26 protein-coding genes are annotated in these 25,727 nt (G+C 55.5%); 14 read left to right on the forward strand and 12 right to left on the reverse strand.

The features are described 5' to 3' along the window. Positions 1-91 precede the first annotated feature (91 nt). The 7 genes from dksA (at position 92) to panD (ending at position 5,902) form a co-directional block, all read left to right on the forward strand. Positions 92-547: an RNA polymerase-binding protein DksA gene (gene dksA, locus DSD31_RS21140; protein ID WP_004858018.1), complete on the forward strand. Its 456-nt coding sequence runs from the start codon at positions 92-94 to the stop codon at positions 545-547. 62 nt (positions 548-609) lie between these two features. Continuing rightward, positions 610-1,491, forward strand: a complete 882-nt coding sequence (gluQRS, locus tag DSD31_RS21145) for a tRNA glutamyl-Q(34) synthetase GluQRS (RefSeq protein WP_004858016.1) — start codon at positions 610-612, stop codon at positions 1,489-1,491. Between the two features lie 175 nt (positions 1,492-1,666). Continuing rightward, positions 1,667-3,061 carry a polynucleotide adenylyltransferase PcnB gene (pcnB, locus tag DSD31_RS21150; RefSeq protein WP_071824645.1) on the forward strand — a complete coding sequence of 465 codons (1,395 nt, stop codon included), beginning with the start codon at positions 1,667-1,669 and terminating at the stop codon, positions 3,059-3,061. Beyond that, positions 3,058-3,558: a 2-amino-4-hydroxy-6-hydroxymethyldihydropteridine diphosphokinase gene (gene folK, locus DSD31_RS21155; protein WP_032716579.1), complete on the forward strand. Its 501-nt coding sequence runs from the start codon at positions 3,058-3,060 to the stop codon at positions 3,556-3,558. The genes pcnB and folK overlap by 4 nt, the downstream gene beginning before the upstream one ends. A gap of 101 nt (positions 3,559-3,659) precedes the next feature. After that, entirely contained in the window at positions 3,660-4,451 is a 792-nt protein-coding gene (gene panB, locus DSD31_RS21160; protein WP_048024065.1) for a 3-methyl-2-oxobutanoate hydroxymethyltransferase, read from the forward strand. A gap of 11 nt (positions 4,452-4,462) precedes the next feature. Further along, positions 4,463-5,317 carry a pantoate--beta-alanine ligase gene (panC, locus tag DSD31_RS21165; protein WP_004858005.1) on the forward strand — a complete coding sequence of 285 codons (855 nt, stop codon included), beginning with the start codon at positions 4,463-4,465 and terminating at the stop codon, positions 5,315-5,317. A gap of 204 nt (positions 5,318-5,521) precedes the next feature. Next, on the forward strand, positions 5,522-5,902 hold the full coding sequence (gene panD, locus DSD31_RS21170; protein WP_004858002.1) for an aspartate 1-decarboxylase: 381 nt from the start codon (positions 5,522-5,524) through the stop codon (positions 5,900-5,902). 59 nt (positions 5,903-5,961) lie between these two features. Here the strand turns inward: panD and DSD31_RS21175 are convergent, their stop codons facing one another. The 7 genes from DSD31_RS21175 to DSD31_RS21205 form a co-directional block, all read right to left on the reverse strand. Next, positions 5,962-6,204: a hypothetical protein gene (locus DSD31_RS21175; RefSeq protein WP_065905833.1), complete on the reverse strand. Its 243-nt coding sequence runs from the start codon at positions 6,202-6,204 to the stop codon at positions 5,962-5,964. Next, positions 6,204-6,683, reverse strand: a complete 480-nt coding sequence (locus DSD31_RS21180) for a DUF2778 domain-containing protein (RefSeq protein WP_071934156.1) — start codon at positions 6,681-6,683, stop codon at positions 6,204-6,206. Before DSD31_RS21180 ends, DSD31_RS21175 begins: the two co-directional genes overlap by 1 nt. Continuing rightward, positions 6,680-7,162, reverse strand: a complete 483-nt coding sequence (locus DSD31_RS21185; RefSeq protein WP_088883440.1) for an Hcp family type VI secretion system effector — start codon at positions 7,160-7,162, stop codon at positions 6,680-6,682. The genes DSD31_RS21180 and DSD31_RS21185 overlap by 4 nt, the downstream gene beginning before the upstream one ends. 155 nt (positions 7,163-7,317) lie before the next feature. Beyond that, on the reverse strand, positions 7,318-8,565 hold the full coding sequence (locus DSD31_RS21190) for a polysaccharide deacetylase family protein (RefSeq protein ID WP_015585133.1): 1,248 nt from the start codon (positions 8,563-8,565) through the stop codon (positions 7,318-7,320). A gap of 62 nt (positions 8,566-8,627) precedes the next feature. Next, positions 8,628-9,068, reverse strand: coding sequence for a PTS sugar transporter subunit IIA (locus DSD31_RS21195; protein ID WP_004857996.1), 441 nt, complete (start codon positions 9,066-9,068; stop codon positions 8,628-8,630). A 119-nt stretch (positions 9,069-9,187) separates the two neighbouring features. Further along, a complete protein-coding gene (locus DSD31_RS21200) occupies positions 9,188-9,958 on the reverse strand; it encodes an ABC transporter permease (RefSeq protein WP_015585134.1) in 771 nt (256 codons plus the stop codon). Continuing rightward, positions 9,955-10,881: an ABC transporter ATP-binding protein gene (locus DSD31_RS21205; RefSeq protein WP_004857993.1), complete on the reverse strand. Its 927-nt coding sequence runs from the start codon at positions 10,879-10,881 to the stop codon at positions 9,955-9,957. The genes DSD31_RS21200 and DSD31_RS21205 overlap by 4 nt, the downstream gene beginning before the upstream one ends. Before the next feature lie 106 nt (positions 10,882-10,987). Here DSD31_RS21205 and can point away from each other — a divergent pair, with 106 nt between their 5' ends. Further along, positions 10,988-11,650: a carbonate dehydratase gene (can, locus tag DSD31_RS21210; RefSeq protein WP_004857991.1), complete on the forward strand. Its 663-nt coding sequence runs from the start codon at positions 10,988-10,990 to the stop codon at positions 11,648-11,650. A gap of 61 nt (positions 11,651-11,711) precedes the next feature. Here can and hpt read toward each other — a convergent pair whose 3' ends face one another. After that, complete coding sequence (hpt, locus tag DSD31_RS21215; RefSeq protein WP_015585135.1) at positions 11,712-12,248, reverse strand: hypoxanthine phosphoribosyltransferase; 537 nt, start codon at positions 12,246-12,248, stop codon at positions 11,712-11,714. Positions 12,249-12,451: 203 nt separating this feature from the next. Between hpt and DSD31_RS21220 the strand changes: the two genes are divergently transcribed. Continuing rightward, a complete protein-coding gene (locus DSD31_RS21220) occupies positions 12,452-14,842 on the forward strand; it encodes a glucose/quinate/shikimate family membrane-bound PQQ-dependent dehydrogenase (protein WP_113991297.1) in 2,391 nt (796 codons plus the stop codon). A 90-nt stretch (positions 14,843-14,932) separates the two neighbouring features. Here the strand turns inward: DSD31_RS21220 and cueO are convergent, their stop codons facing one another. Beyond that, complete coding sequence (cueO, locus tag DSD31_RS21225; RefSeq protein ID WP_015585137.1) at positions 14,933-16,558, reverse strand: multicopper oxidase CueO; 1,626 nt, start codon at positions 16,556-16,558, stop codon at positions 14,933-14,935. Positions 16,559-16,704: 146 nt separating this feature from the next. Here cueO and DSD31_RS21230 point away from each other — a divergent pair, with 146 nt between their 5' ends. The 3 genes from DSD31_RS21230 (at position 16,705) to speD (ending at position 18,937) form a co-directional block, all read left to right on the forward strand. Further along, the gene (locus DSD31_RS21230; RefSeq protein ID WP_015585138.1) at positions 16,705-17,052 is read left to right on the forward strand and encodes a YacC family pilotin-like protein; all 348 of its coding nucleotides are present in this window, start codon (positions 16,705-16,707) and stop codon (positions 17,050-17,052) included. Between the two features lie 206 nt (positions 17,053-17,258). Then, the gene (speE, locus tag DSD31_RS21235) at positions 17,259-18,128 is read left to right on the forward strand and encodes a polyamine aminopropyltransferase (protein WP_004857937.1); all 870 of its coding nucleotides are present in this window, start codon (positions 17,259-17,261) and stop codon (positions 18,126-18,128) included. 14 nt (positions 18,129-18,142) lie between these two features. Then, a complete protein-coding gene (speD, locus tag DSD31_RS21240; protein ID WP_004857935.1) occupies positions 18,143-18,937 on the forward strand; it encodes an adenosylmethionine decarboxylase in 795 nt (264 codons plus the stop codon). A 247-nt stretch (positions 18,938-19,184) separates the two neighbouring features. Here speD and yacL read toward each other — a convergent pair whose 3' ends face one another. Together yacL and acnB are read right to left on the reverse strand one after the other, a co-directional pair. Continuing rightward, positions 19,185-19,547 (reverse strand): protein YacL, encoded by a 363-nt coding sequence (gene yacL / locus DSD31_RS21250; protein WP_004857933.1) that lies wholly within the window; start codon positions 19,545-19,547, stop codon positions 19,185-19,187. Between the two features lie 301 nt (positions 19,548-19,848). After that, positions 19,849-22,446 (reverse strand): bifunctional aconitate hydratase 2/2-methylisocitrate dehydratase, encoded by a 2,598-nt coding sequence (gene acnB / locus DSD31_RS21255; RefSeq protein ID WP_004857931.1) that lies wholly within the window; start codon positions 22,444-22,446, stop codon positions 19,849-19,851. Between the two features lie 355 nt (positions 22,447-22,801). Here acnB and DSD31_RS21260 point away from each other — a divergent pair, with 355 nt between their 5' ends. Further along, complete coding sequence (locus DSD31_RS21260) at positions 22,802-24,451, forward strand: DUF3300 domain-containing protein (protein ID WP_004857930.1); 1,650 nt, start codon at positions 22,802-22,804, stop codon at positions 24,449-24,451. A 9-nt stretch (positions 24,452-24,460) separates the two neighbouring features. After that, positions 24,461-25,255, forward strand: a complete 795-nt coding sequence (locus DSD31_RS21265; RefSeq protein WP_064359578.1) for a DUF2950 family protein — start codon at positions 24,461-24,463, stop codon at positions 25,253-25,255. 54 nt (positions 25,256-25,309) lie between these two features. Here the strand turns inward: DSD31_RS21265 and DSD31_RS21270 are convergent, their stop codons facing one another. Beyond that, entirely contained in the window at positions 25,310-25,594 is a 285-nt protein-coding gene (locus DSD31_RS21270; protein ID WP_004857926.1) for a hypothetical protein, read from the reverse strand. Positions 25,595-25,727: the final 133 nt, after the last annotated feature.

A 25,727-nucleotide genomic window follows, 5' to 3' on the forward strand; every position in this document is an offset into this window, starting at 1 on the left:
TAATTGCTATCCGGAAAAGCATCTGCTATTTATAGCGGCCTGATTTTTCCCCCAACATGGGGATCGATAGTGCGTGTTAAGGAGAAGCAACATGCAAGAAGGGCAAAACCGTAAAACATCGTCCCTGAGTATTCTCGCCATCGCTGGGGTGGAGCCATATCAAGAGAAGCCGGGCGAAGAGTATATGAACGAAGCCCAGCTGGCGCACTTCAAGCGTATTCTTGAAGCATGGCGTAATCAACTCAGGGATGAAGTGGATCGCACCGTATCGCACATGCAGGATGAAGCAGCTAACTTCCCGGATCCGGTCGACCGTGCCGCTCAGGAAGAAGAATTCAGCCTGGAACTGCGTAACCGCGACCGCGAACGTAAACTGATCAAAAAGATCGAGAAAACGCTGAAGAAAGTCGAAGACGAGGATTTCGGCTTCTGCGAATCCTGTGGCGTTGAGATTGGCATTCGCCGTCTGGAAGCGCGTCCGACCGCTGACCTGTGCATCGACTGCAAAACGCTGGCGGAAATTCGCGAAAAGCAGATGGCTGGCTAATCCGCTTCGCTATCGTATCTCCGGCGGGAGTCTCTCCCGCCTACATGTTTTATTAGTCACCCATGAATGACTCACACTATATTGGCCGCTTTGCCCCCTCACCTTCCGGCGAACTTCATTTCGGCTCTTTGATTGCCGCTCTCGGCAGCTATCTTCAGGCCCGTGCGCAAAACGGTATCTGGCGCGTACGCATTGAAGATATCGATCCGCCGCGGGAAGTCCCCGGCGCCGCCAGTACGATTCTGCGCCAGCTAGAGCACTACGGCCTGCACTGGGACGGCGAAGTGCTGTGGCAGTCGCAGCGTCACGAAGCCTACCGCGAACGGTTGGCCTGGCTGCACGAACAGGGGCTTTGCTATTACTGCACCTGTACCCGGGCCCGTATTCATGCCGTCGGCGGCGTGTATGACGGCCACTGCCGCGATTTACGACTTAGCGCAAACGACGCCGCCCTGCGCTTACGTCAGACGCGCCCGGTCCTCGCGTTTTATGACCGTCTGCGCGGCACCCTCGTCGCCGATGAAGCGCTGGCTCGGGAAGATTTCATTATCCATCGCCGCGACGGTCTGTTCGCCTATAATCTGGCGGTGGTGGTGGACGATCATTTCCAGGGGGTCAGCGAAATCGTCCGCGGGGCGGATCTTATCGAACCGACGGTGCGCCAGATTTCGCTGTATCAGCATTTTGGCTGGCAGGCTCCGGACTATGTCCATCTGCCGCTGGCAGTGAATGCCCAGGGGAATAAACTCTCCAAACAAAACCACGCCCCGGCGCTGCCGGAGGGCGATCCGCGTCCCGAAATTATGCGGGCGTTAATGTTTCTTAATCAGGATATTGAGCAGGAATGGCGAGCGTTAAGTATTGAGGATTTACTGAAGAATGCGGTAGCCAACTGGGACCCGCAAAAAATCCAGCATTCTCAAATGACTCTCGCTGAGCTATGATTAGCCGCTATTTTTCTCGTCGCCTTTCAAGTTGCTCCTGCGTTGGTGCACTTGTTCACCCCGGTCACATAGCGATCTATGCGCCTGGGACTCACAAGTTTGCCGCCTTGCTGCAACCCGAAATGCATAGAGTAATATTTTGATCTGAAGTCCGTCTGACACTACGAGGTGCAACATTTTTACCCGAGTCGCTAATTTTTGCCGTAAGGTGCTAAGCCGTGAAGAGCGCGACGCAGAAGCCGCCGTTGAACAAACGCATATGACGGTTATCCCGCGTGAACAGCATGCAATTTCCCGCAAAGATATCAGTGATAATGCCCTCAAGGTGCTCTATCGACTGAACAAGGCGGGCTATGAAGCCTATCTCGTCGGCGGTGGCGTACGTGACCTCCTGCTTGGTAAAAAACCGAAAGATTTTGACGTGACAACCAGCGCGACGCCGGATCAGGTGCGTAAACTGTTCCGCAACTGTCGTCTGGTGGGCCGTCGTTTCCGCCTGGCGCACGTGATGTTCGGGCCGGAAATCATCGAAGTCGCCACCTTCCGCGGCCACCATGAAGGACACACCACCGATCGTGTGACTTCACAGCGCGGCCAGAACGGGATGCTGCTGCGCGACAACATCTTCGGTTCGATCGAAGAAGATGCCCAGCGTCGCGACTTCACCATTAACAGCCTGTATTACAGCGTGGCTGATTTTACCGTGCGCGACTACGTCGGCGGCATGAAAGATCTGCAGGAGGGCATGATTCGCCTGATTGGCGATCCGGAAACCCGCTACCGCGAAGATCCGGTCCGCATGCTGCGCGCTGTGCGCTTTGCCGCCAAGCTCAATATGAACATCAGCGCGGAAACCGCCGAGCCGATTCCGCGTCTTGCCGCACTGCTCCATGACGTTCCTCCGGCGCGTCTGTTCGAAGAAGTCCTGAAGCTGCTGCAGGCGGGCTACGGCTATGATACCTACATGCTGCTGCGCGAATATAACCTGTTCCAGCCGCTGTTCCCGACCATCACCCGCTACTTTACCGAGCGCGGCGATAGCCCGATGGAACACATCATTACCCAGGTGCTGAAGAATACCGATAACCGCATCCATAACGATATGCGCGTTAACCCGGCGTTCCTGTTCGCGGTCATGTTCTGGTATCCGCTGCTGGAAATGGCGCAGAAAATCACCCAGGAGAGCGGTCTGGCCTATAACGACGCTTTCGCCCTGGCAATGAACGATGTGCTGGATGAAGCCTGCCGTACGCTGGCCATTCCGAAGCGTATTACCACGCTGGTACGCGATATCTGGCAGCTGCAGCTGCGCATGTCCCGCCGCCAGGGCAAACGCGCGTGGAAGCTGATGGAACATCCGAAATTCCGCGCCGCCTACGATCTGCTGGAGCTGCGTGCCGGCGCCGAGAAAAATGGCGAACTGCAGCGTCTGACCAAATGGTGGGGCGAGTTCCAGGTTGCCGCGCCGCCAGATCAAAAAGAGATGCTTAACGAGCTCGATGACGAACCCGCGCCGCGCCGCCGTCATCGTCGCCCGCGCAAACGCACCCCGCGTCAGGGTGGCGCATGACCCGCGTCTACATCGCGATCGGCAGCAATCTGGCCTCTCCTCTGGAGCAGGTCAATGCTGCCGTGACGGCGCTGGCTGCCATTCCGGACAGCCGGATGGTCGCCGTCTCCTCTTTTTACCGCACGCCGCCGCTGGGACCGCAGGATCAGCCTGACTACCTCAACGCCGCCGTCGCCCTGGACACGCATCTGCAGGCGGAAGCCCTGCTGGATCATACCCAGCGCATCGAGCTGCAGCAGGGCCGTCAACGCAAAGCCGAACGCTGGGGCCCCCGTACGCTGGATCTCGATATCATGCTGTTTGGCGATGCGGTGATAAACAGCGAGCGCCTGACGGTACCGCACTACGATATGAAAAACCGCGGTTTTATGCTGTGGCCGCTGTACGAGATTGCCCCGACGCTCCATTTCCCCGATGGCACCGCTTTGCGTGACGTGCTGGAAAACCTCGGTGCCGAAAAGCCGGCAATCTGGTCGTTCCCCCTTCCCCATTGTTAGCCATTACGGCGATCGTCGTTATCGATTGCCTAAAACCATTGCCCCTCTGAATGCTGCTGTTAGAATGCCGGTTAATATGACTTTCATCATCAGGAAACGTTATGAAACCGACCACTATCGCCCTGCTGCAGAAATGCAAACAGGAGAAGCAGCGCTTCGCCACCATCACCGCCTATGACTACAGCTTTGCGAAGCTGTTTGCCGATGAAGGGATCAACGTGATGCTGGTAGGGGATTCGCTGGGCATGACGGTGCAGGGGCACGACTCGACCTTGCCGGTGACCGTGGAAGATATCGCCTATCACACCCAGGCGGTACGTCGCGGCGCCCCCCATTGCCTGCTGCTCGCCGACCTGCCGTTTATGGCCTATGCCACCCCGGAACAGACTTTTGCTAACGCCGCCATCGTGATGCGCGCGGGCGCTAACATGGTCAAGCTTGAAGGCGGCGCCTGGCTTGCGGAAACGGTGAAAATGCTGACGGAACGCGCGGTGCCGGTTTGCGGCCACCTTGGCCTGACCCCGCAGTCGGTCAATATTTTCGGCGGCTATAAAGTGCAGGGCCGCGGCGATGCGGCGCAGGCGCTGTTCGACGACGCGCTGGCACTGGAAGCGGCAGGCGCACAGTTGCTGGTCCTTGAGTGCGTCCCGGTCGAGCTGGCTCAGCGTATTACCGAGGCGTTAACCATTCCGGTTATCGGCATTGGTGCAGGCAACGTCACCGATGGTCAAATTCTGGTGATGCACGACGCTTTCGGGATCACCGGCGGCCATATTCCTAAATTTGCTAAAAATTTCCTGGCTGAAGCGGGCGACATGCGCGCCGCAGTGCGGCAGTATATTGCCGACGTGGAGTCCGGCGTTTATCCGGGCGAAGAACACAGTTTCCATTAAGGAGTCTTGTTGTGCTGATTATTGAATCCCTGCCGCTGCTGCGCCAGCATATCCGCCGTTTGCGCCAGGAAGGTAAGCGTATCGCGCTGGTTCCCACTATGGGCAACCTGCACGACGGCCATATGCAGCTGGTGGATACCGCAAAAGCCAGCGCCGATGTCGTGGTGGTCACTATTTTCGTCAACCCGATGCAGTTCGACCGCCCTGACGATCTGTCGCGCTACCCGCGTACGCTGCAGGATGATTGCGAAAAGCTGAACAAACGTAAGGTGGATTTTGTTTTCGCCCCCGCGCCGGCAGAGATCTATCCGCACGGTACCGAAAACCAGACCTATGTGGATGTCCCGGGGCTGTCGACCATGCTCGAGGGAGCCAGTCGTCCAGGCCACTTCCGCGGCGTATCGACCATCGTCAGCAAGCTGTTTAACCTGGTCCAGCCGGATGTCGCCTGCTTTGGCGAGAAGGACTTCCAGCAGCTGGCGCTGATTCGTAAAATGGTTGCCGACATGGGTTACGATATTGAGATAATCGGCGTGCCGATTATTCGTGCTAAAGATGGTTTGGCGCTGAGCTCACGCAACGGCTACCTCACCGCAGAGCAGCGTAAAATTGCGCCGGGCCTGTATAAAGTGCTGAGCGCCGTCGCCGGTAAGCTTGCCGCCGGTGAACGTAACCTGGATGAAATCATTACCCTTGCCGGGCAGGAGCTGAACGAGAAAGGCTTCCGCGCCGACGATATCCAGATCCGGGATGCGGATACGCTGCTGGAGCTGACGGAAACCAGTAAACGTGCGGTGATCCTGATGGCCGCATGGTTGGGACAGGCGCGGTTGATCGATAACCACATCGTCGAGCTGGGTCAGTAGACAAGGGTTAAAAATCTGGCAATATTGCCGGACATTTACTCAAAGCGGATGTCATGTCCGCTTCGTATCATTAAGGTATAGACCCTGACTAATCCGGTTGCAGACCGGCGGCAGGCAAGAGCACTACCGTCCCCCATCAGGGGAAAGTCGCTCGCCCGCCACGACCCTGCACTCTGAAGCAGGAGGGGAAGAAAGGTAGACATCATGATTCGTAATATGCTGCAGGGTAAACTCCACCGCGTTAAAGTCACGCAGGCCGACCTGCACTATGAAGGTTCCTGCGCCATTGACCAGGATTTTCTGGATGCGTCCGGTATTCTTGAAAACGAAGCGATCCACATCTGGAACGTGACCAACGGCAACCGTTTCTCCACCTATGCCATTGCCGCCGAACGTGGCTCGCGAATCATTTCGGTGAACGGCGCTGCCGCGCACTGCGCCAGCGTGGGTGACATTCTGATTATTGCCAGCTTCGTCACCATGCCTGATGAAGAAGCCCGCCGCTGGCAGCCGAAAGTGGCCTATTTTGAAGGCGACAACGAAATGAAGCGCCAGGCAAAAGCCATTCCGGTACAGGTTGCCTGATAGCCGATAGCTGACGGTGCGTCGCCCAGGCGGGGCACCGTTTATTTATAACAGAATACTCAGGATAGACGTCGTTTAATCGCAGCCGTTATATAAACCACTATTGCCACGATGAGCAGTGAAGCAATACAAAGCGACAGAAAGTAATACTTATCCCATATATCACCAGGTATAACTTCTGTATAGCGTCTGATCAGATAGTAGGTTTTGACTTCAGGCATAAATAAAAACAGCAGTACGAACACTACTGCATATAGTAATGCTTCGCCAATCCATAATAGCGCGTATTGTATCGGTTTCATTAGTACACCTGTATGGTCCCGAAGGCAGTCAATGAGGCTGCTATCTGTATTGTGGGCGTATTAAGTAATGCAGCACGTAACAACATAAAATCAGATAGTCGGGGTAGAGTCATACAACCTTCACTAACCCCCTCCTTATAACCTGCTGGATGAAGTCTAAAATGTCCCCTCTGTACTTTTCCCACCCATGTTAGATCGTCTATCTGTGAATCGTGTCGATACAGGGCAAACCATATCGACCGCTCCGAACCAGAAATAAATGACGCTATGGGATCAGTTAACGCCGTAAGCAACCCTCCAGTACCACGCGTAACGATATAGTACAGGCCAGTCGGTAATGGTCCAATAGAAGGGACAGCCACCGCATCAGGATCGTTACGTGATGTTCCGGTACCCGAGTAGGCAGGGAAAAAACCGATTCCCGGACAACTAAGGTTACTTAGCTGATTTCCATTCAGACAGAAAGTACATCGAATCATCGCTCATTCCATGCGTCAGAAAAGAGAATATTGCCATCACAATGTTTCCATGTGATTTTTTCATAACGTAATGAAACTGCTTCCAGATGATTATATTTTTCAGTTGCCGGTTTTTTACAATCATGCATCATTGGACAAATAGAGATAACCTTAACGTTCTCAAGTAACATATTGAAGTATTCTTGTTCCTGTCCACCGTCGTTAATTTTATACCATTTAACTTCTACGCTTTTCAGCGTTTGCTCCTTTGCTACGGCTTTATAAATATATGGGCTTGATGAATCAAATTCTTTTTGAAATATTAATGGTGAATGTATACGTGTCCCCGTAATCTTACCGGTGCTGTTATCGGTTGGAAGATGTAAACCATGACTAAATCCGAGAATTTCAATACTCCCCTCACGATCCTGAACATCAACCGCGCCTTTGATATCAGCACCGCCATCATCTTTCATCCATAAATAAGCCGGAATTGCCATCCTGTACATCCTTTTTCTATGATTAGAGCAAATAACCATAAATAAAAATGGACTTCATGCCAGACAACAAATTCTGAAAATAAATAAGATGATCTCTGAAACACCTTGTCAGGAATTTATTCGCGGGGTGGCCGGTTTCGTATCACCGGCACCATTTATCCCTGCGGCTGATTGCTGATCAATCGCGACATCGTCTCCAGCGAATCGGTCCGCAGAATATAGAGTCTTTTTAGTAAGAACGGGTTATCGCCCGGCTTCACCTTCCCTCTCACCGTGGTCACCGCCATATGAAAACCGGCGTCGTTCGCCGCCCTGACCGCCGTCGCGTTATAGCCGCCAAACGGATAAGAGAGATACAGCACGTGCGGATTAAACTGGGCAAGCGCGCGCCGCGAACGCTCAAAATCGAACAGCACATTATGGTAGCTGCGGCTCAACAGAATCGGATGATGCAGGGCATCAACCCGGTGCAGGAAGTGGGTATGGGACTGTATATCAAAAACGTCCTGAATCTGCTTCAGCTCGGAAACACTCATAAACTGCAGCGATTTCGGCTCCCATTTCTGCGGGTGGCGTTTGATACGCGATGAGATAATAAATGCCGTCGCGTGAAAGCCATACTGCTTCAGAATCGGGTACGCGTAGCGGTTAACCGACTTCAGACCATCGTCAAAGGTAATCACCACCGAGCGGGCCGGCAGATTGATTTTATTACGCAGATAGCCTTCCAGCTGATACATCGTCAGCGTAGTGTAGCCCCGGTCGCGGAGCCAGGTCATCTGGTTGCTGAAGGCGCGTACCGAAGTCGTGGTAGAGGTGTGGCGAAAACGGGTGTTCTCTTCATCGCGCAGAATGTGATGGTAGGTCAGCATCGGGATACCGCGATCTTCCTGAGCATCCAGGCTGCTGACCCACGCCAGCCGGTTACCAATACGAATTTGAAACCAGGTCTGGTTGAGACGGTCTTTCAGCTTGCTGATAATGGGATAGCGCAGATTATTCGCCAGGGTGCCAAACGGCGCGCTACCGACGGAAGGCGCATCGTACACCGGCGTATCTTTCCAGGTGAGCAGATTCTGGTTGCTCAGCGGTTTATGCAAATCGCCGAGATTGTCTTCAACCCGCTGCTTGCCCTGCACCGGTTCGAGGTGGCCTTTATCGATAAAGCCGGTGCCGAAACCGAAGCTGAATTCATAATAATCGGCGGACGTCGGCACCACGGCGATAATTTGCCCGGCCCGAATGTTCCCCACGCTCACCACGTCATTTCCGACCTGCGCCCAGATAACCGCATCTTCCGTGGTCTGCATATAGCGGGCGGGGGTCCCCTGCTGGCTAAGCAGGCTGGCTGAAGCGCTGAGCGATGTCAGTAAAAGGAACAGGGCAACAATTCGGACAAACATGCAGGTCGGACCGCTAGAGAAATCAGCCGCCATTGTAACAAAAGCGGCATCAATACCAATGCTTAATTCCCGAACGCATCATGGCGCAGGCGGAAAGGCGGATTTTTTTGCTGTTGGTGCCAGAGGCTGCTGACGACCGGGCCTCCGCTGCTTACGATCGCCTCGCGAAACGCTTCGCTGCTCAGGGTGTAGCGCAGGAGATACATACGCTCCAGTAATGGATAGCTGATACCGGAGATCACTTCACAATGGGTATGTTTATGGCTCATCAGGGCCGCCACGCGATAGGGAGGTGCTCCGGTGTGGTCGGTCAAAAAAATCACGCCATCGCCGCTGTCCGTGGCGTGCAGCGCATCGCACATCATCCGGCTCAACATATTGCTGCTAAGATTACGCCAGTAATTTACCGCCCGGCATTGCGCCAGCGGGCCAAACTTTTTTTCCAGACGATCCAGCAGTTCCTCCGCCTTCTCATCATGACAGGTAATCACCCAACCCAACATAGACAGCCTCCTTAGCAGAGAAACACTGTAACAAAGGGGATGACGCAGATGAGTGATGGCAGTCAAGATTAGCGGATAGCGCCTCGCCTGGCGGCCAGGCGCTATTTGCCGATCCGCGGTTAGCTGCGCAGACCGCGTCCACGCTGGATCAGATACCAGCACAGGGCGTAGAACAGAACAATAAACACCACCAGCACGCCAAAAGTCGTCATCAGCGGAACATCGTTGATGCCGAGGAATCCGTAGCGGAAGCCGCTGATCATGTAAACAATCGGGTTAAGGTGCGACAGCGCCTGCCAGAATGGCGGCAGCAGGGTCAGGGAGTAAAATACCCCGCCGAGGTAGGTCAGCGGCGTCAGCACGAAGGTGGGGATCAGGCTGATATCATCAAAGGTTTTGGCAAAAACCGCGTTCAGCAAACCCGCCAGCGAGAAGAGGACCGCGGTCAGCATCAGCGTCAGCCCAACGAACAGCCAGGAATGCACCTGGAACGGCACGAAGAACAACGATATCGCGGTAACCAGAATCCCTACGCACAGCCCTCGCGCCACCCCACCACCAACATAGCCGGCGATGACCACGTGCGTCGGCACCGGCGCCACCAGCAGCTCTTCGATGTTGCGCTGAAATTTCGCGCTGAAGAACGAGGAGGCCACGTTGGCATAGGCGTTGGTGATGACCGCCATCATGATCAGACCCGGCACAATAAACTGCATATAGGTAAAGCCATGCATTTCACCGATCCGCGAGCCGATCAAATTGCCAAAGATGACAAAATAGAGGGTCATGGTGATCACCGGCGGTACCAGCGTCTGGATCCAGATACGCATAAAGCGGTGAATTTCCTTGGCCCAGATGCTTTTCAGCGCGACCCAATAAAGCTGCATCATGCTGATTCTCCTTTTCTGTCATGCACCAGCGTGACAAACAGCTCTTCCAGCCGGTTGGCTTTGTTACGCATACTTAACACCTGAACTCCCTGAGCACTCAGCTGGGCAAATACGCTGTTAATCCCCTGCTCGCGCAGCACTTCGACTTCCAGCGTGGAGGTATCCACCAGGCGATACTGGTAACCTTCCAGCGTCGGCAGCGGGCTTTTCGGCGCCAGATCAAGGATGAACGTTTCTGATTTCAACTTGGCAAGCAGCGCCTTCATCGAGGTGTTTTCCACCAGCTCTCCGCGTTGAATAATCCCGATATTGCGGCACAGCATCTCCGCCTCTTCCAGATAATGGGTGGTCAGGATGATGGTGGTACCTTTATCGTTCAAATCCTTGAGAAAACCCCACATCGAGCGGCGAAGTTCGATATCCACCCCTGCGGTGGGTTCATCAAGGATCAGCAGTTTGGGTTCATGCATCAACGCGCGGGCAATCATCAGGCGTCGTTTCATCCCGCCGGAGAGCATCCGTGCACGTTCGTTGCGCTTTTCCCACAGATCGAGCTGTTTTAAGTACTTTTCGCTGCGCAGAAGCGCTTCTTTATGCTCCACGCCGTAGTAGCCGGCCTGGTGAACGACGATCTGCTGGACGGTTTCAAACGGGTTGAAGTTGAACTCCTGCGGCACCAACCCGAGCTGACGCTTGGCGTTCACCACGTCCTTTTGCAGGTCGTAGCCAAAGACGTTGACCTCACCGGAGGTTTTATTTACCAGCGAACTGATAATGCCAATCGTGGTGGATTTCCCCGCCCCGTTAGGGCCGAGCAGCGCATAAAAATCCCCTGCTTCCACCTGCAGATCGATTCCCCGAAGCGCCTGAACCCCGCCGGGGTAGGTCTTGGTGAGCTGTTTTAATTCCAGAGCAATGGTCATTAAATATCTCTTCTCGTGTCATGACACGCGATGGGTTGTTTTAAATAAAGTGAGGTTAACCTATATTAGCCCAACGCACTTACTTGGTTACAGGCCGTAAACGTCCATGAATGATATAGATACACTCATCAGCAATAATGCACTATGGTCAAAAATGCTGGTGGAAGAAGACCCCGGCTTTTTCGCAAAATTGTCACAAGCGCAGAAGCCACGCTTTCTGTGGATTGGATGTTCTGATAGCCGTGTTCCTGCGGAACGGTTAACCGGCCTTGAGCCCGGTGAACTGTTTGTCCATCGTAACGTCGCTAATCTGGTGATTCATACCGACCTGAACTGTCTTTCCGTGGTGCAGTATGCCGTTGACGTGCTGGAAGTCGAGCATATCATCATCTGCGGCCACTACGGCTGCGGCGGCGTGCAGGCGGCAGTAGAAAACACCGAGCTGGGGCTTATCGACAACTGGCTGCTGCATATTCGCGATATCTGGTTCAAACACAGTTCGCTGCTGGGCGAAATGCCTGAAGAGCGTCGACTGGATACATTATGTGAACTGAACGTGATGGAGCAGGTTTATAACCTGGGCCACTCGACCATTATGCAGTCGGCGTGGAAGCGGGGTCAGAAGGTCACCATCCACGGCTGGGCCTACGGTATCCATGACGGGCTGTTACGCGATCTTGATGTGACTGCCGTCAGCCGCGAAACCCTTGAACAGCGCTACCGCCACGGAATTTCCAACCTCAAGAGCAAACACGTCAACCACAAGTAAGCCGCCCGCTTCAGAAAACCCCGGCAGCGCGGTGCGCCATCGTCCGGGGTTGCATGAAACCTTACTCGTCCAGCAGCACCACTTTGCCGACGTACGGCAGATGGCGATAGCGCTGAGCGTAATCAATCCCGTAGCCGACCACGAACTCATCCGGGATAGCAAAGCCAACAAACTCTACCGGCACGTTCACTTCACGGCGGCTAGGCTTGTCCAGCAGCGTACAAATAGCCAGAGATTTCGGCTCACGCAGGCTGAGAATTTCACGCACTTTAGACAGCGTGTTGCCGGAATCGATAATGTCTTCCACAATCAATACGTCTTTACCGCGAATGTCTTCATCCAGATCTTTCAGGATTTTAACGTCACGGGTCGTCGACATGCCGCTGCCGTAGCTGGAGGCGGTCATAAAATCGACTTCATGCGGCACCTGCACTTCACGACACAGATCGGCCATAAACATAAATGAGCCGCGCAGCAGCCCCACCAGCACCATCTCGCTGCCGCTGTCTTTGTAGCATTCGTTGATTTGACGACCCAGTTCGGCGATACGCGCTTTGATCTCGGCTTCCGGGATCATCACTTCTACAGTATGTTTCATTAAACTAACCATTTGATTCTTAAGATAAATCATCAACACCGCTGCGAATGCACCGACATTGACCGGCAAGCTATGCAGTATACCAGTAAAAAGAAATATGCGATGCAGGGAATAATAAAGCCCATTTTGTGATTCCGATCACACTTGTTAAATCCTATAATTAATTGCAATTAAAAAATTAACAAACAACCGAGTGTCTTTCTATGGCAGAAACAAAGTCTCAACAATCACGGCTTCTCGTGACGCTGACAGCTCTCTTTGCAGCGTTCTGCGGCCTGTATCTTCTTATTGGCGGGGTATGGCTGGCGGCCATTGGCGGCTCCTGGTATTACCCTATTGCTGGCCTCGTCATGCTGGCCGTCACCGTGATGCTGTTGCGGGGCAAACGCGCAGCGCTCTGGCTCTATGCCGCGCTGCTTCTCGCCACCATGATCTGGGGCGTCTGGGAAGTCGGCTTTGACTTCTGGGCGCTTACGCCGCGTAGCGATATTCTGGTCTTCTTCGGCATCTGGCTCATTTTGCCTTTTGTCTGGCGTCGTCTGCCGATCCCATCGGCCGGCGCGGTCGCCGGTCTGGTTGTGGCCCTGCTGATCAGCGGCGGTATCCTGACCTGGGCCGGTTTTAACGATCCGCAGGAAGTGAACGGTACCCTGAATGCCGATGCGACGCCTGCGGCGCCGATCTCCGCGGTTGCCGATGGCGACTGGCCGGCGTACGGCCGTAACCAGGAAGGCCAACGTTATTCACCGCTGAAGCAAATCAACGCCGATAACGTGAAAAACCTGAAGGAAGCCTGGGTATTCCGCACCGGCGACCTGAAGCAGCCCAACGATCCGGGTGAAATCACCAACGAAGTGACGCCGATTAAAGTGGGGAACATGCTGTACCTGTGTACAGCCCACCAGCGTCTGTTTGCCCTTGATGCGGCTACCGGGAAAGAAAAATGGCACTTTGACCCGCAGCTGAACGCGGATCCGTCCTTCCAGCACGTCACCTGCCGCGGCGTCTCTTATCACGAAGCGAAAGCAGACAACGCGCCGGCAGATGTCGTCGCCAACTGTCCGCGCCGGATTATCCTGCCGGTCAACGATGGTCGCCTGTTCGCCATTAACGCCGACAACGGCCAGCTGTGCGAATCCTTTGCCAACAAAGGGATTCTCAACCTGCAGACCAACATGCCGGTCACCACGCCGGGGATGTACGAACCGACGTCGCCACCGATCGTGACCGATACCACCATTATCATTGCCGGTGCCGTGACCGATAACTTCTCGACGCGCGAACCGTCGGGCGTCATTCGCGGCTTTGATGTCAACACCGGTAAACTGCTGTGGGTCTTCGATCCGGGCGCGAAAGATCCGAACGCCATTCCGGATGATGAACATCACTTCACGCTGAACTCCCCGAACTCCTGGGCGCCTGCGGCCTATGATGCGAAGCTGGACCTCGTGTACCTGCCGATGGGCGTGACCACTCCGGATATCTGGGGCGGTAACCGTACGCCGGAGCAGGAACGCTACGCCAGCTCTATCGTGGCGCTGAACGCGACCACCGGTAAACTGGTATGGAGCTATCAGACCGTTCACCACGATCTGTGGGACATGGATATGCCGTCTCAGCCTACGCTGGCGGATATCGACGTTAACGGTAAAACCGTTCCGGTCATCTACGCACCGGCCAAAACCGGTAATATCTTCGTCCTTGACCGTCGTAACGGCGAACTGGTCGTCCCGGCACCGGAAAAACCGGTTCCTCAGGGGGCAGCGAAAGGCGATTATGTCTCTAAAACTCAGCCATTCTCCGACCTGAGCTTCCGTCCGAAGAAAGATTTGACCGGCGCGGATATGTGGGGCGCCACCATGTTCGATCAGCTGGTGTGCCGCGTGATCTTCCACCAGCTGCGTTATGAAGGCATCTTCACCCCGCCGTCAGAGCAAGGCACGCTGGTCTTCCCGGGTAACCTGGGGATGTTTGAATGGGGCGGGATTTCCGTTGACCCGAACCGCCAGATGGCCATCGCCAACCCAATGGCGCTGCCGTTTGTATCGAAACTGATCCCACGCGGCCCGGGCAATCCGATGGAGCCGCCGAAAGACGCGAAAGGTTCCGGTACCGAATCCGGTATCCAGCCGCAGTATGGCGTACCGTTCGGCGTGACCCTCAACGCCTTCCTGTCGCCGTTTGGCCTGCCGTGCAAACAGCCGGCTTGGGGTTACATCTCCGCGTTGGATCTGAAGACCAACGAAGTGGTATGGAAAAAACGTATCGGTACGCCGCAGGATAGCCTGCCGTTCCCGATGCCGGTCCAGCTGCCGTTTAACCTTGGTATGCCGATGCTTGGCGGCCCGATCTCCACCGCCGGCAACGTGCTGTTTATTGGCGCTACCGCCGATAACTACCTGCGCGCATACAACATGAGCAACGGTGAAAAACTGTGGCAGGCTCGTCTGCCGGCAGGCGGCCAGGCGACGCCAATGACCTATGAAGTGAATGGCAAACAGTATGTGGTCATCGCCGCAGGCGGCCACGGCTCGTTTGGCACGAAGATGGGGGACTATATCGTCGCCTATGCGCTGCCTGATGAGGCGAAATAAGCCCCAGGCAAAAACGCAGTAACAAAACAGAAGGCCCGGTGAACACCGGGCCTTTTTTTACGCGTGCATAATATCCCCTGCGAGGGGGAGCTAGACCGTAAAGCCGAGCATCATGCCGGTATCTTCATGTTCCAGCAGATGGCAGTGCGCCATATAGGCATGCTCTTTCGACGCCTCGTGATCGAACTTCACCAGCACTTCACTGACGCCCCCCTCAACCCGTACGGTATCTTTCCAGCCGGAACGATGCGCGGCAGGCGCAGCGCCATTCTCCGACAGAATACGGAACTGGGTACCGTGAATATGGAACGGGTGCAGCATCATGTCGCCTTTGCCGGAAATCACCCAACGCTCATATTGCCCTTTTGCCGCGGCAAACATCGGGAGATTCATATCAAAGGCTTTGCCATTGATCCGGTTAGCATTATGGAAATCGAAACCGTCGGCACCGTGGTTCATCTGTCCCATGCCGCCGTGGTTCATGTTCCCCATATCGCCATGATTCATCTGCCCCTTGTCGCTCATATTGCCCATCATGCCGTGACCCATATTGCCGTGATCCATCATGCTACCGTGGTTCATGCCGGACATCGCCTGATCGCCATATTTTTGCATCAGCGCCTGCATTCCCATCATGTCCAGCATCGGATCCATCGACAGCTGGAGCGTGCGCTGTGTCAGCCCCTCCAGCGACGGCAGCGCCGGCATGCTGACCAAAGAATCCGGCAGTGTGCCGGATGCCTGGATCGTCAGCGGCTGGATGCGCAAGACCGGCTGCGGCTTGTCGAACGGCGCGATCGCCATCCCCATCTGGCTCACCGGCAAGGTGATCAGATCGAAGGCTTTACCATCGCGGGTATCCACCAGAACTTCAAAGCGCTCACCCATTAATACCGGCAGCCCGGTGACCTTCACCGGCTCGGCAAGCAGTCCACCGTCGCTGGCGATAACGTACATCGGCCGGTTATCGCTGGTGGAGAAATTCAGCGAGCGGGCGTTACAACCGTTCAGTAAACGCAAGCGAAGCCAGCCGCGCGGCGCGGCGTGTTCAGGATAGAGTGCCCCGTTCGCCAGTAAGGTATCGCCAAACCAGCCGACCGCCGCGCTCATCATGTCGAGCTGATAATCAATCTCTCCGGCAGCGGTAAAACGCTTATCCTGCACAATCACCGGTACGTCATCGATCCCCCACTGCTTCGGCAGCAGCAGCTGCTCGCTTTCTTCATCAGAAATCAGTACCAGCCCCGCCAGCCCCATCGCCACCTGGCGACCGGTTTTTCCATGCTGGTGCGGGTGGAACCAGCAGGTGGCGGCCCGCTGGCTGGGAGTAAAATTCACGCTGCGGGAGGCGCCTGGCGCAATGATCCCCTGTGGACCGCCGTCGACCTCACCCGGCACCTCCAGCCCATGCCAGTGAACGGTCGTCTCTTCGGCCAGGCGGTTGTGAATATCCACGGTCACCGCCTCCCCTTTTTTGAGCTTCAGCGCCGGCCCCAGCAGATTGCCGTTATAACCCCAGGTGGTCGCCTGATGCGGACCAAACTGCGTTTTTCCGGCCTGGATCGTTAATGTGATGCGATTACGTGCGTCGGCGGTCAGCAGATTAGGCACCGGCAGAGCCGGGCGGCTGGCGGCGAAAACCGAACGGCTCCAGAGCGGCAGCGCGCTGAATACGCCGGCCGCTGCGGTTAATTTGATAAATTCACGACGTTGCATTTTCACATCCTTTTTATTCTGCTGGTGAACTTTTGAGCTTAAACCTTCCACCAACAGGAAGGTCAAGCAGAAGAGTAAGAATAAAGCTCTACGTAGTGTAAAGAAGTATGCTAACTTTGAGCGTCCGTGATTCAATGGTAGAGAAAATGAAGACGCTTTTCAGAACAATAGTGCTCGGCAGCCTGCTTGCTCTATCCGCCAATAGCTATGCGTTAAGCGAGTCCGAAGCGGAAGATATGGCTGATTTAACGGCGGTATTTGTCTTCCTGAAAAACGACTGCGGTTACCAGAATCTGCCGAATACCCAAATTCGTCGCGCGCTGGTCTTTTTTGCTCAACAGAACCAATGGGATCTGAGCAACTATGACAGCTTCAATATGAAGGCGCTCGGTGAAGACAGCTACCGCGATCTCAGCGGTATCAAAATCCCCACCACGAAAAAATGCAAGGCGCTGGCCCGCGATTCGCTGAGCCTGCTCGCTTACGTTAAATAGGCCACCCGTCGGGCCCGGTCGCAATCCCGCCGCCTGTACAAGGTGGCCTGCTCCGCCCATCCCGCAGCCCGGCAATATTCCTGCTATTCAGCCCTGCGCCATGCGAACGGCTGAAATATCCGCCGTGCATCATCATCTATAGTTGGCTATGATGTTGCGCTCGTTTTTTCGAGTGTACCGGATGTTCACAATGGAGGAATCCGCCCGTGGCTGATAACAATCTGTGGCATGAAACACTGCACGACCATTTTGGTCAGTATTTTGCGGTTGATAATGTGCTGTATCACGAAAAGACCGATCACCAGGATTTGATCATTTTTGAGAACGCAGCCTTTGGCCGCGTGATGGCGCTGGACGGCGTGGTACAAACCACCGAACGCGATGAGTTTATCTATCATGAGATGATGACCCATGTCCCGCTGATGGCCCACGGCCAGGCAAAACACGTGCTGATCATCGGCGGCGGTGACGGCGCAATGCTGCGAGAAGTCTCTCGTCACAGCACCATCGAAACCATCACCATGGTCGAAATCGACGCTGGCGTGGTCTCGTTCTGCCGCCAGTATCTGCCAAATCACAATGCGGGCGCCTATGACGATCCGCGCTTTACGCTGGTGATTGACGATGGCGTCAATTTTGTTAACCAGACGACGCAAACGTTTGATGTGATCATCTCCGACTGCACCGACCCTATCGGTCCCGGCGAGAGCCTGTTCACCTCGGCCTTTTACGAAGGCTGCAAACGCTGCCTGAATCCCGGCGGTATTTTTGTTGCCCAAAACGGCGTCTGCTTCCTGCAGCAGGATGAAGCGATCGACAGCCACCGCAAGCTCGGCCACTATTTCAGCGATGTCAGCTTCTATCAGGCCGCGATTCCGACCTACTATGGCGGCATTATGACCTTCGCATGGGCGACCGATAATGATGCCCTGCGCGACCTGTCCAATGAAATTATCCAGGCGCGTTTTCACAAAGCGAACCTGAAGTGCCGTTACTATAATCCGGCTATTCACAAGGCGGCATTTGCCCTACCGCAATATTTACAGGATGCGCTGTCCGCCAGCGATCCTCAGTAAGGGGGTGAACTAAATTGAAAAAACTGAAGCTGCATGGCTTTAACAACCTGACCAAGAGCCTGAGTTTTTGTATTTACGATATCTGCTATGTCAAAACGGCAGAGGAGCGCGATGGCTACATCGCCTATATCGATGAACTCTATAACGCCAACCGTCTGACCGAGATTTTGTCAGAGACCTGCTCGATCATCGGCGCCAATATTCTGAACATTGCTCGCCAGGATTATGAACCTCAGGGCGCCAGCGTGACGATCCTGGTCAGTGAAGAACCCGTTGACCCACAGCTTATCGACCAGAGCGAACACCCGGGCCCGCTCCCGGAAGCCGTAGTCGCCCACCTCGACAAAAGCCATATCTGCGTGCATACCTACCCGGAAAGCCATCCGGAGGGCGGACTGTGCACCTTCCGTGCCGACATCGAAGTCTCCACCTGCGGGGTTATCTCACCGCTTAACGCGCTGAATTATCTTATCCACCAGCTGGAATCTGACATTGTCACTATTGATTATCGCGTCCGCGGTTTTACCCGTGATATCAATGGTATGAAGCACTTCATTGACCATGAAATCAATTCCATTCAGAACTTTATGTCCGAGGACATGAAAGCGCTGTATGACATGGTGGACGTCAATGTCTACCAGGAAAATATCTTCCACACCAAGATGCTGCTGAAAGAGTTCGATCTGAAGCACTACATGTTCCACACCAGACCCGAAGATCTCAGCGCAGAAGAGCGCAAGTCCATCACCGATCTTCTGTGGAAAGAGATGCGGGAAATTTACTACGCCAGAAATATCCCTGCCATCTGAACATTCGACGGCGCCTGCGGGCGCCGTGACTCGGGCTGAACCCGTCTGAGGGTAACGTTCTGCTCTTTGAGCGCGTTCTGTACCGCCTGCGAGCGATCGACGTCGGTTGCCACTACACTAACACCGGCAAGCGGCGCCCGGTCAATAGCGGCCGCATAGCGCGCGATCGCAGTGGCAAAATGATTATAATCAGTCAGGGCAAAAAAAAGCCGGGAGTTCGGCTCCCGGCGTGAATGCATGAAGGGGGTCAGGCTTTGCTGACAAACTCGCGGTACGCGGCCACCACCTGTAAAAAATCCTCAACGCCGCACAGAGAGAGGCTTTCTTCGTCGTAGTAGCTCATCCCCTCTTCGATTTCATCACCTGAAATCTCCAGCTGATTGGCGCGAATCATCACCTCTTCGCCATCCAGCCATAGCGTGTATTCATGTCCGGCACGCTGCCAGGAACGCTCGCTGCCTTTTACAGTGCGCGCGGCCTGTTCCACTTCATCCAGCAGGGCGAGGTTATCTTTCACCTCTTCGTTAAACCAGTGCCCCACCACCTCGTGGCCCATCGACATTCGCACCTTTACCACTCCGGTAATATCGCGCAGAAATTCGTAATCCATAGTGTCTTCCTCTGCAAGGGCAATGCGTCACCGCTACATTGTACCCATAGGGTAATTATCGCAGCACCCGGGCAGAAAAAAAGTGGACCAGATAGAGCAACAGCAAATAAAAGCGCCTCGGTCAGTTAACCGGTCATCTTACCGCCAACCGGCGGGCATTATTCCCCCCCTTCTTTACCCAATGCAGCTCTGCCGGCGTCAAATCCCTGAGCCTTTGCCCGATGCCGACGGCAATCGGCGTACCTTTAGCGCAGCAATAAAAAAGCCACTCCGAAGAGTGGCTTTGAGCAGCAAGATTCGTTTATACCGCGGTCTGGAAAATCACACCATCCGCTTTATCAGTGTACTGTTCCAGCTGGTTGAAGTTCAGATAGCGATAGGTATCCGCCGCGGTCTTATCGACCTGAGCGACGAAGGTCTGGTACTCTTCCGGCGTCGGCAGTTTGCCGAGCAGGGAAGCGACCGCAGCCAGCTCCGCAGAGGCCAGATAGACGTTAGCGCCGGTGCCTAAACGGTTCGGGAAGTTACGGGTTGAAGTGGAAACTACCGTCGCACCGTCCGCCACGCGCGCCTGGTTCCCCATACACAGGGAACAGCCAGGGATTTCGATACGCGCACCGCTCTTACCAAACACGCTGTAGTAGCCTTCTTCAGTCAGCTGTGCCGCATCCATACGGGTTGGCGGAGCCACCCACAGGCGAGTTGGCAGCTGGCCTTTGTGACTGTCCAGCAGCTTACCGGCGGCACGGAAGTGGCCGATGTTGGTCATGCAGGAACCGATGAAGACTTCGTCAATCTTCTCACCCTGCACGTCGGACAGCAGACGCGCATCGTCCGGATCGTTCGGCGCACACAGGATAGGCTCTTTGATATCCGCCAGATCGATATCGATCACCGCGGCATACTCGGCATCGGCATCCGCTTCCAGCAGCTGTGGATCCGCCAGCCATTTTTCCATCCCCTGGATGCGACGCTCCAGCGTACGGCGATCGCCGTAGCCTTCTGCGATCATCCACTTCAGCAGGACGATGTTGGAGTTCAGATACTCAACGATCGGTTCCTGATTCAGCTTAATGGTACAGCCGGCAGCAGAACGTTCTGCGGAAGCATCGGTCAGCTCAAACGCCTGCTCAACTTTCAGATCCGGCAGACCTTCAATTTCCAGAATACGTCCGGAGAAGATGTTTTTCTTCCCTTTCTTCTCAACGGTCAGCAGCCCCTGCTTAATCGCGTACAGCGGGATCGCATGGACCAGATCGCGCAGGGTGATCCCCGGCTGCATCTTGCCTTTGAAGCGAACCAGCACCGATTCCGGCATATCCAGCGGCATGACGCCGGTCGCGGCGGCAAAGGCCACCAGACCAGAGCCCGCCGGGAAGGAGATACCAATCGGGAAACGGGTATGAGAGTCACCACCGGTACCGACGGTATCCGGCAGCAGCATACGGTTCAGCCAGGAGTGGATAACGCCATCGCCCGGGCGCAGAGAAACACCGCCACGGTTCATAATGAAGTCTGGCAGCGTATGGTGCGTGGTGACGTCAACCGGCTTCGGATAGGCCGCCGTGTGGCAGAAGGACTGCATCACCAGGTCGGCAGAGAAACCAAGGCACGCCAGGTCTTTCAGTTCATCACGGGTCATCGGACCGGTGGTATCCTGGGAACCGACGGAGGTCATCTTCGGTTCACAGTAAGCGCCCGGACGAATACCGGCAACGCCGCAGGCGCGGCCAACCATTTTCTGCGCCAGCGAGTAGCCGCGGCTGCTTTCCGCCACGTCTTTTGCCTGACGGAATACGTCGCTGTGCGGCAGACCCAGCGCCTCACGCGCTTTCGTGGTCAGGCCGCGACCGATGATCAGCGGAATACGGCCGCCGGCGCGGACTTCATCAACCAGCACATCGGTTTTCAGCTCGAAGCTTGCCAGCAGTTCGTTGGTTTCGTGGTTACGCACTTCGCCTTTGAACGGGTAAACGTCAATCACGTCGCCCATATTCAGGTTGTTCACGTCCACTTCAATTGGCAGCGCGCCCGCATCTTCCATGGTATTGAAGAAGATAGGTGCAATTTTACCGCCGAGGCAGAGACCGCCGCCGCGCTTGTTCGGCACATTCGGGATATCATCGCCCATAAACCACAGCACCGAGTTGGTGGCGGATTTACGCGAAGAGCCTGTACCCACCACGTCACCGACGTAGGCCAGCGGGAAGCCTTTTTGCTGAAGCGCTTCAATTTGCTTAATCGGGCCAACGGAACCCGGCTGGTCCGGCTCGATACCTTCACGGGCGTTTTTCAGCATCGCCAGCGCGTGCAGCGGGATATCCGGGCGGGACCAGGCATCTGGTGCCGGAGACAGGTCATCGGTGTTGGTTTCGCCGGTAACCTTGAATACGGTAACGGTGATTTTCTCAGCCAGCTGCGGACGGTTCAGGAACCACTCGGCGTCAGCCCAGGATTTCATAACCTGTTTAGCGTACTCGTTACCCGCTTTGGCTTTCTCTTCTACGTCGTAGAAGTTATCGAACATCAGCAGGGTATGGGACAGCGCTTTGGCGGCGATCGGCGCCAGTTTAGCATCGTCCAGTGCATCAATCAGCGGGTGAATATTGTAACCGCCCTGCATGGTGCCCAGCAGTTCAACGGCTTTTTCAGGGGTAACCAGTGGGGAGGTCGCTTCGCCTTTGGCGATAGCGGCAAGGAATCCGGCTTTAACATAGGCGGCTTCGTCGACGCCCGGCGGTACACGGTTGATTAACAGGTCTAACAGGAATTCTTCTTCACCCGCAGGCGGGCTCTTCAGCAGTTCTACCAGCGCGGCCATTTGGGTTGCATCTAAGGGTTTGGCAACAATCCCAACGGCTGCACGCTCAGCTACGTGCTTACGGTATTCTTCTAGCACGACGGTTCTCCTCGCTCTCATTGTAAAATGCGGTAGGCGATTCTCTTCACGCTCCTGTGAGACAGCAGTTTGTAGGGTAAATGCCCGATACCGCGTCGGCAGCATAGCAGGATTTTGGCGAGGTGTTAATCTGTTTACAAAAAAGCAACATTAAAATTTAGCTGAATCGTTAAGGGCAGGATTTTACAGGCTTTACGTACATTTCCCGGGATATAAATTTAATTCTGTTACAGAAAACTGAGCAAAATCCCAACAATCATCAAAAATCAAAAATAGACCTGCTTATACTCCGTCGCGAGCGCTATTTTCGGCGATACTCAGTGGAAACGGGCCCACTATAGCGCCGGGAGCTAACATGATACGACCTTTGAAACCCCACGTGATTGCCCTGGTGTGCAGTGCAGGGCTATTAGCCGCCTCTGGCGCTCTGTACGTCACAAGCCGCGCCGCAGAAACGCCGCCCGCGCCCGCTCCTGCCGCCCAACCCGCCGCTCCCGCTGCCGTTGAGCCCGCTGCTCCGACGGCGCAACCGGTCGCTGCCACCTACACGGCGGCGCAAATCGATCGGTGGGTCGCCCCCGTCGCCCTTTACCCGGATAACCTGCTGTCGCAGGTGTTAATGGCGTCGACCTATCCGAGCAACGTCCTGCAGGCCGTCCAGTGGTCGCAGGATAACCCAACGATGCAGGGAGACGCCGCCGTGCAGGCCGTGGCGAACCAGCCGTGGGATCCCAGCGTGAAATCGCTGGTCGCCTTTCCGGCGCTGCTGTCGCTGATGGGTGAAAATCCGCAGTGGGTGCAGGACCTGGGTAACGCGTTTCTCGCGCAGCCACAGGACGTAATGAATTCGGTGCAGAAACTGCGTGCCATCGCCCAGCAAACCGGGACGCTGAAATCGTCGCCGCAGCAGAAGGTGACCACGAGCAAAGTGACGCCGCCACCGACGACTTCCGCCGCCACGACAACAGTGAAAACCACCACGGTAGTCGAGCCTGCGCCCACCACCGAAATCATCAAGATTGAATCTACCGATCCGAACGTGGTGTATGTGCCAACCTACAACCCCAATACGGTTTATGGCACCTGGCCGAACACGACTTACCCGCCGGTCTATCTGCCGCCAACACCGGGCGAACAGTTTACCGATAGCTTCGTCAACGGTCTTGGTTTCAGCCTGGGGGTAGCCACCACCTATGCGCTGTTCAGCAGCATCGACTGGGATGATGACTATCATCACGACGATGACTGGGATCACGGCGGCTACCATGGCGGCGGGAACAACAATATCAATATCGACGTCGATAACTACAACCATTTCAACAAGCAGCGCTTTGACGGCAACAACGCCGGCTGGCAGCACAACCCGGCGTTCCGCAACAACGTGCCGTACCCGAACAATAACGTGGCGCAGCGTTTCCACCAGACCAACGTTCCCGGCGGCCTGAGCGCCACGCAACGCACTCCGGCGAACCTGACCAACCAACGTCAGGCGGCGCTCGACCAGTTCCAGCACAGCACTCACAACGGCGCGGCCAAAGGTCTGACCGCGGGTGGAGTGGCGACGGCAGGCAACAGGGATTCCCAGCGCCAGGCGGCCTCACAGCAGCTCAACAAAATTACCCAGCGCAGCAACTACCGGGGCTACGACACCCCGGAAAACCGCGCAGCGGCGAAGCAGAAGCAACAAAATTCGGCGGCCCAACAGCAGCGGCGGGAAAAGGCAAAATCGCACGTCCAGAACCCGACGGCGCAGCAGCAACAGCATCGCGATACGGCGAAGTCGCAGGTTCAACAGCGCCGCACCAACGCAACGCCGCCGCAGCGCCAACAGAGAGTGCAGAATGTTCGTTCGAATGCGTTCAGCGGCAACGACAGCCGGTCGCCATCGTGGGAGGCCCAGCGCCAGCGGGGCACCCAGAGCCGCAATACGGCGCACCTCAACACTAACCAGCGTGCGGCGGCGCAACAGCGCACCGGTCAACATCGCGAACTGCGTCATCGCTAAGGAGCGGTCATGAAAAAAGTCCTGATTTCTGGCTGGCTGGCGCTTTTTGCCCTGCCCGTTTTTGGCCAACAGTATTTTGCCACCCCGGAGAAGGCCGCCACCGCGCTGGCGGACGCCGTTTCGACACAAAACGAGACGGCGCTCAACGACCTGCTGGGGGAGGACTGGCGTCAGTACCTGCCGCAGCGAGAGGCAGACCCGGAAGCCGTCGCCCGTTTTCTTCGCGACTGGAAAGTCGGCCATAAGATTGTCGAGCAGGGGGACATGGCACACCTCAACGTAGGCCGGGAAGCGTGGCAGCTGCCGATACCGATGCTGAAAACAGCCGAGGGTTGGCACTTCGATATGGCGCAGGCGGCGGATGAGATCCAGACGCGGGAAATCGGCCGTAACGAGCTGTCGGCAATTCAGGCGATGCACGCCTACGTTGACGCGCAAAATGAGTATTACCAGCACTTCCAGCGCTACGCCAAAAAGCTGTTCAGTACTCCGGGGAAAAAAGACGGTCTGTACTGGCCAACTGAACCCGGCGAAGAGCCGAGCCCGTTGGGGCCAGCCTTTAGCCCCGTCGAACCGGGCGAAGGCTATCACGGCTACCGTTTCCGCCTTATCCACGACGGTGACAAGCAGACGGTCGCCCTGTTGGCGTGGCCCGTTGCATGGGGTGAAACCGGCGTGATGAGCTTTATGATCGATCGACGCGATCGCGTTTATCAGGCAAATCTGGGTCAGGATACGGCGACGTTAGTGCAGGCGATTACCCGCTTTACGCCAGACGAAAAGTGGCAGGCTATTGAGCAATAACCCCCTGCCCGGCGCATCCGTATGCCGCCGGGCGGGTTCCTCATCTGACGACGTTTAGCCCTGATGCGGCATCAGCTGTGGATAGCCGCTGAAGGCTGGTTTACTGCTGCTTAAGGCCGCCTCATCACTGTGAATACTGCCCGAGTTCGCCGCCCATACGCCTTCCGTGGTTTTGCTGATCGCCTGATGCTGTGCATTCAGGTTCTGACCCATGGCTGCGATATGGGTGTTTTCCGTACCACCGCTATTGTCGGCCCAGGGAATGGCAGGATCTGCGGCGCAAGCCGCAGCAGAAGCCAGGGTAGCGGCAAACAGGGCTGTTGTTAAAACGAGTCTCATAATACACCTCACCAGATAGTTAACTGCCTATAAGTTTATGGCGTAATTATTTTCAATGTATCTATAAGATGTGCCGATTTATTAACGCAGACACAGTTCTAAACATCGGGCATAAAAAAAGCGGCTCTCAGAG

The sequence above is a fragment of the Klebsiella sp. X13 genome (assembly GCF_003323835.1).
Taxonomy (GTDB): domain Bacteria; phylum Pseudomonadota; class Gammaproteobacteria; order Enterobacterales; family Enterobacteriaceae; genus Klebsiella; species Klebsiella ornithinolytica.

What these genes read in the sequence shown, in the direction of transcription:
- cueO (WP_015585137.1), bottom strand. Translation starts at nt 16,558, where the DNA reads ATGCAACGTCGTGAATTTATCAAATTAACCGCAGCGGCCGGCGTATTC.
- panB (WP_048024065.1), top strand. Translation starts at nt 3,660, where the DNA reads ATGAAACCGACCACTATCGCCCTGCTGCAGAAATGCAAACAGGAGAAG.
- DSD31_RS21200 (WP_015585134.1), bottom strand. Translation starts at nt 9,958, where the DNA reads ATGATGCAGCTTTATTGGGTCGCGCTGAAAAGCATCTGGGCCAAGGAA.
- DSD31_RS21270 (WP_004857926.1), bottom strand. Translation starts at nt 25,594, where the DNA reads ATGAGACTCGTTTTAACAACAGCCCTGTTTGCCGCTACCCTGGCTTCT.
- gluQRS (WP_004858016.1), top strand. Translation starts at nt 610, where the DNA reads ATGAATGACTCACACTATATTGGCCGCTTTGCCCCCTCACCTTCCGGC.
- can (WP_004857991.1), top strand. Translation starts at nt 10,988, where the DNA reads ATGAATGATATAGATACACTCATCAGCAATAATGCACTATGGTCAAAA.
- dksA (WP_004858018.1), top strand. Translation starts at nt 92, where the DNA reads ATGCAAGAAGGGCAAAACCGTAAAACATCGTCCCTGAGTATTCTCGCC.
- DSD31_RS21195 (WP_004857996.1), bottom strand. Translation starts at nt 9,068, where the DNA reads ATGTTGGGTTGGGTGATTACCTGTCATGATGAGAAGGCGGAGGAACTG.
- DSD31_RS21175 (WP_065905833.1), bottom strand. Translation starts at nt 6,204, where the DNA reads ATGAAACCGATACAATACGCGCTATTATGGATTGGCGAAGCATTACTA.
- DSD31_RS21190 (WP_015585133.1), bottom strand. Translation starts at nt 8,565, where the DNA reads ATGTTTGTCCGAATTGTTGCCCTGTTCCTTTTACTGACATCGCTCAGC.
- yacL (WP_004857933.1), bottom strand. Translation starts at nt 19,547, where the DNA reads ATGGATTACGAATTTCTGCGCGATATTACCGGAGTGGTAAAGGTGCGA.
- DSD31_RS21205 (WP_004857993.1), bottom strand. Translation starts at nt 10,881, where the DNA reads ATGACCATTGCTCTGGAATTAAAACAGCTCACCAAGACCTACCCCGGC.
- panD (WP_004858002.1), top strand. Translation starts at nt 5,522, where the DNA reads ATGATTCGTAATATGCTGCAGGGTAAACTCCACCGCGTTAAAGTCACG.
- DSD31_RS21220 (WP_113991297.1), top strand. Translation starts at nt 12,452, where the DNA reads ATGGCAGAAACAAAGTCTCAACAATCACGGCTTCTCGTGACGCTGACA.
- DSD31_RS21260 (WP_004857930.1), top strand. Translation starts at nt 22,802, where the DNA reads ATGATACGACCTTTGAAACCCCACGTGATTGCCCTGGTGTGCAGTGCA.
- hpt (WP_015585135.1), bottom strand. Translation starts at nt 12,248, where the DNA reads ATGAAACATACTGTAGAAGTGATGATCCCGGAAGCCGAGATCAAAGCG.
- DSD31_RS21265 (WP_064359578.1), top strand. Translation starts at nt 24,461, where the DNA reads ATGAAAAAAGTCCTGATTTCTGGCTGGCTGGCGCTTTTTGCCCTGCCC.
- DSD31_RS21185 (WP_088883440.1), bottom strand. Translation starts at nt 7,162, where the DNA reads ATGGCAATTCCGGCTTATTTATGGATGAAAGATGATGGCGGTGCTGAT.
- DSD31_RS21230 (WP_015585138.1), top strand. Translation starts at nt 16,705, where the DNA reads ATGAAGACGCTTTTCAGAACAATAGTGCTCGGCAGCCTGCTTGCTCTA.
- folK (WP_032716579.1), top strand. Translation starts at nt 3,058, where the DNA reads ATGACCCGCGTCTACATCGCGATCGGCAGCAATCTGGCCTCTCCTCTG.
- DSD31_RS21180 (WP_071934156.1), bottom strand. Translation starts at nt 6,683, where the DNA reads ATGATTCGATGTACTTTCTGTCTGAATGGAAATCAGCTAAGTAACCTT.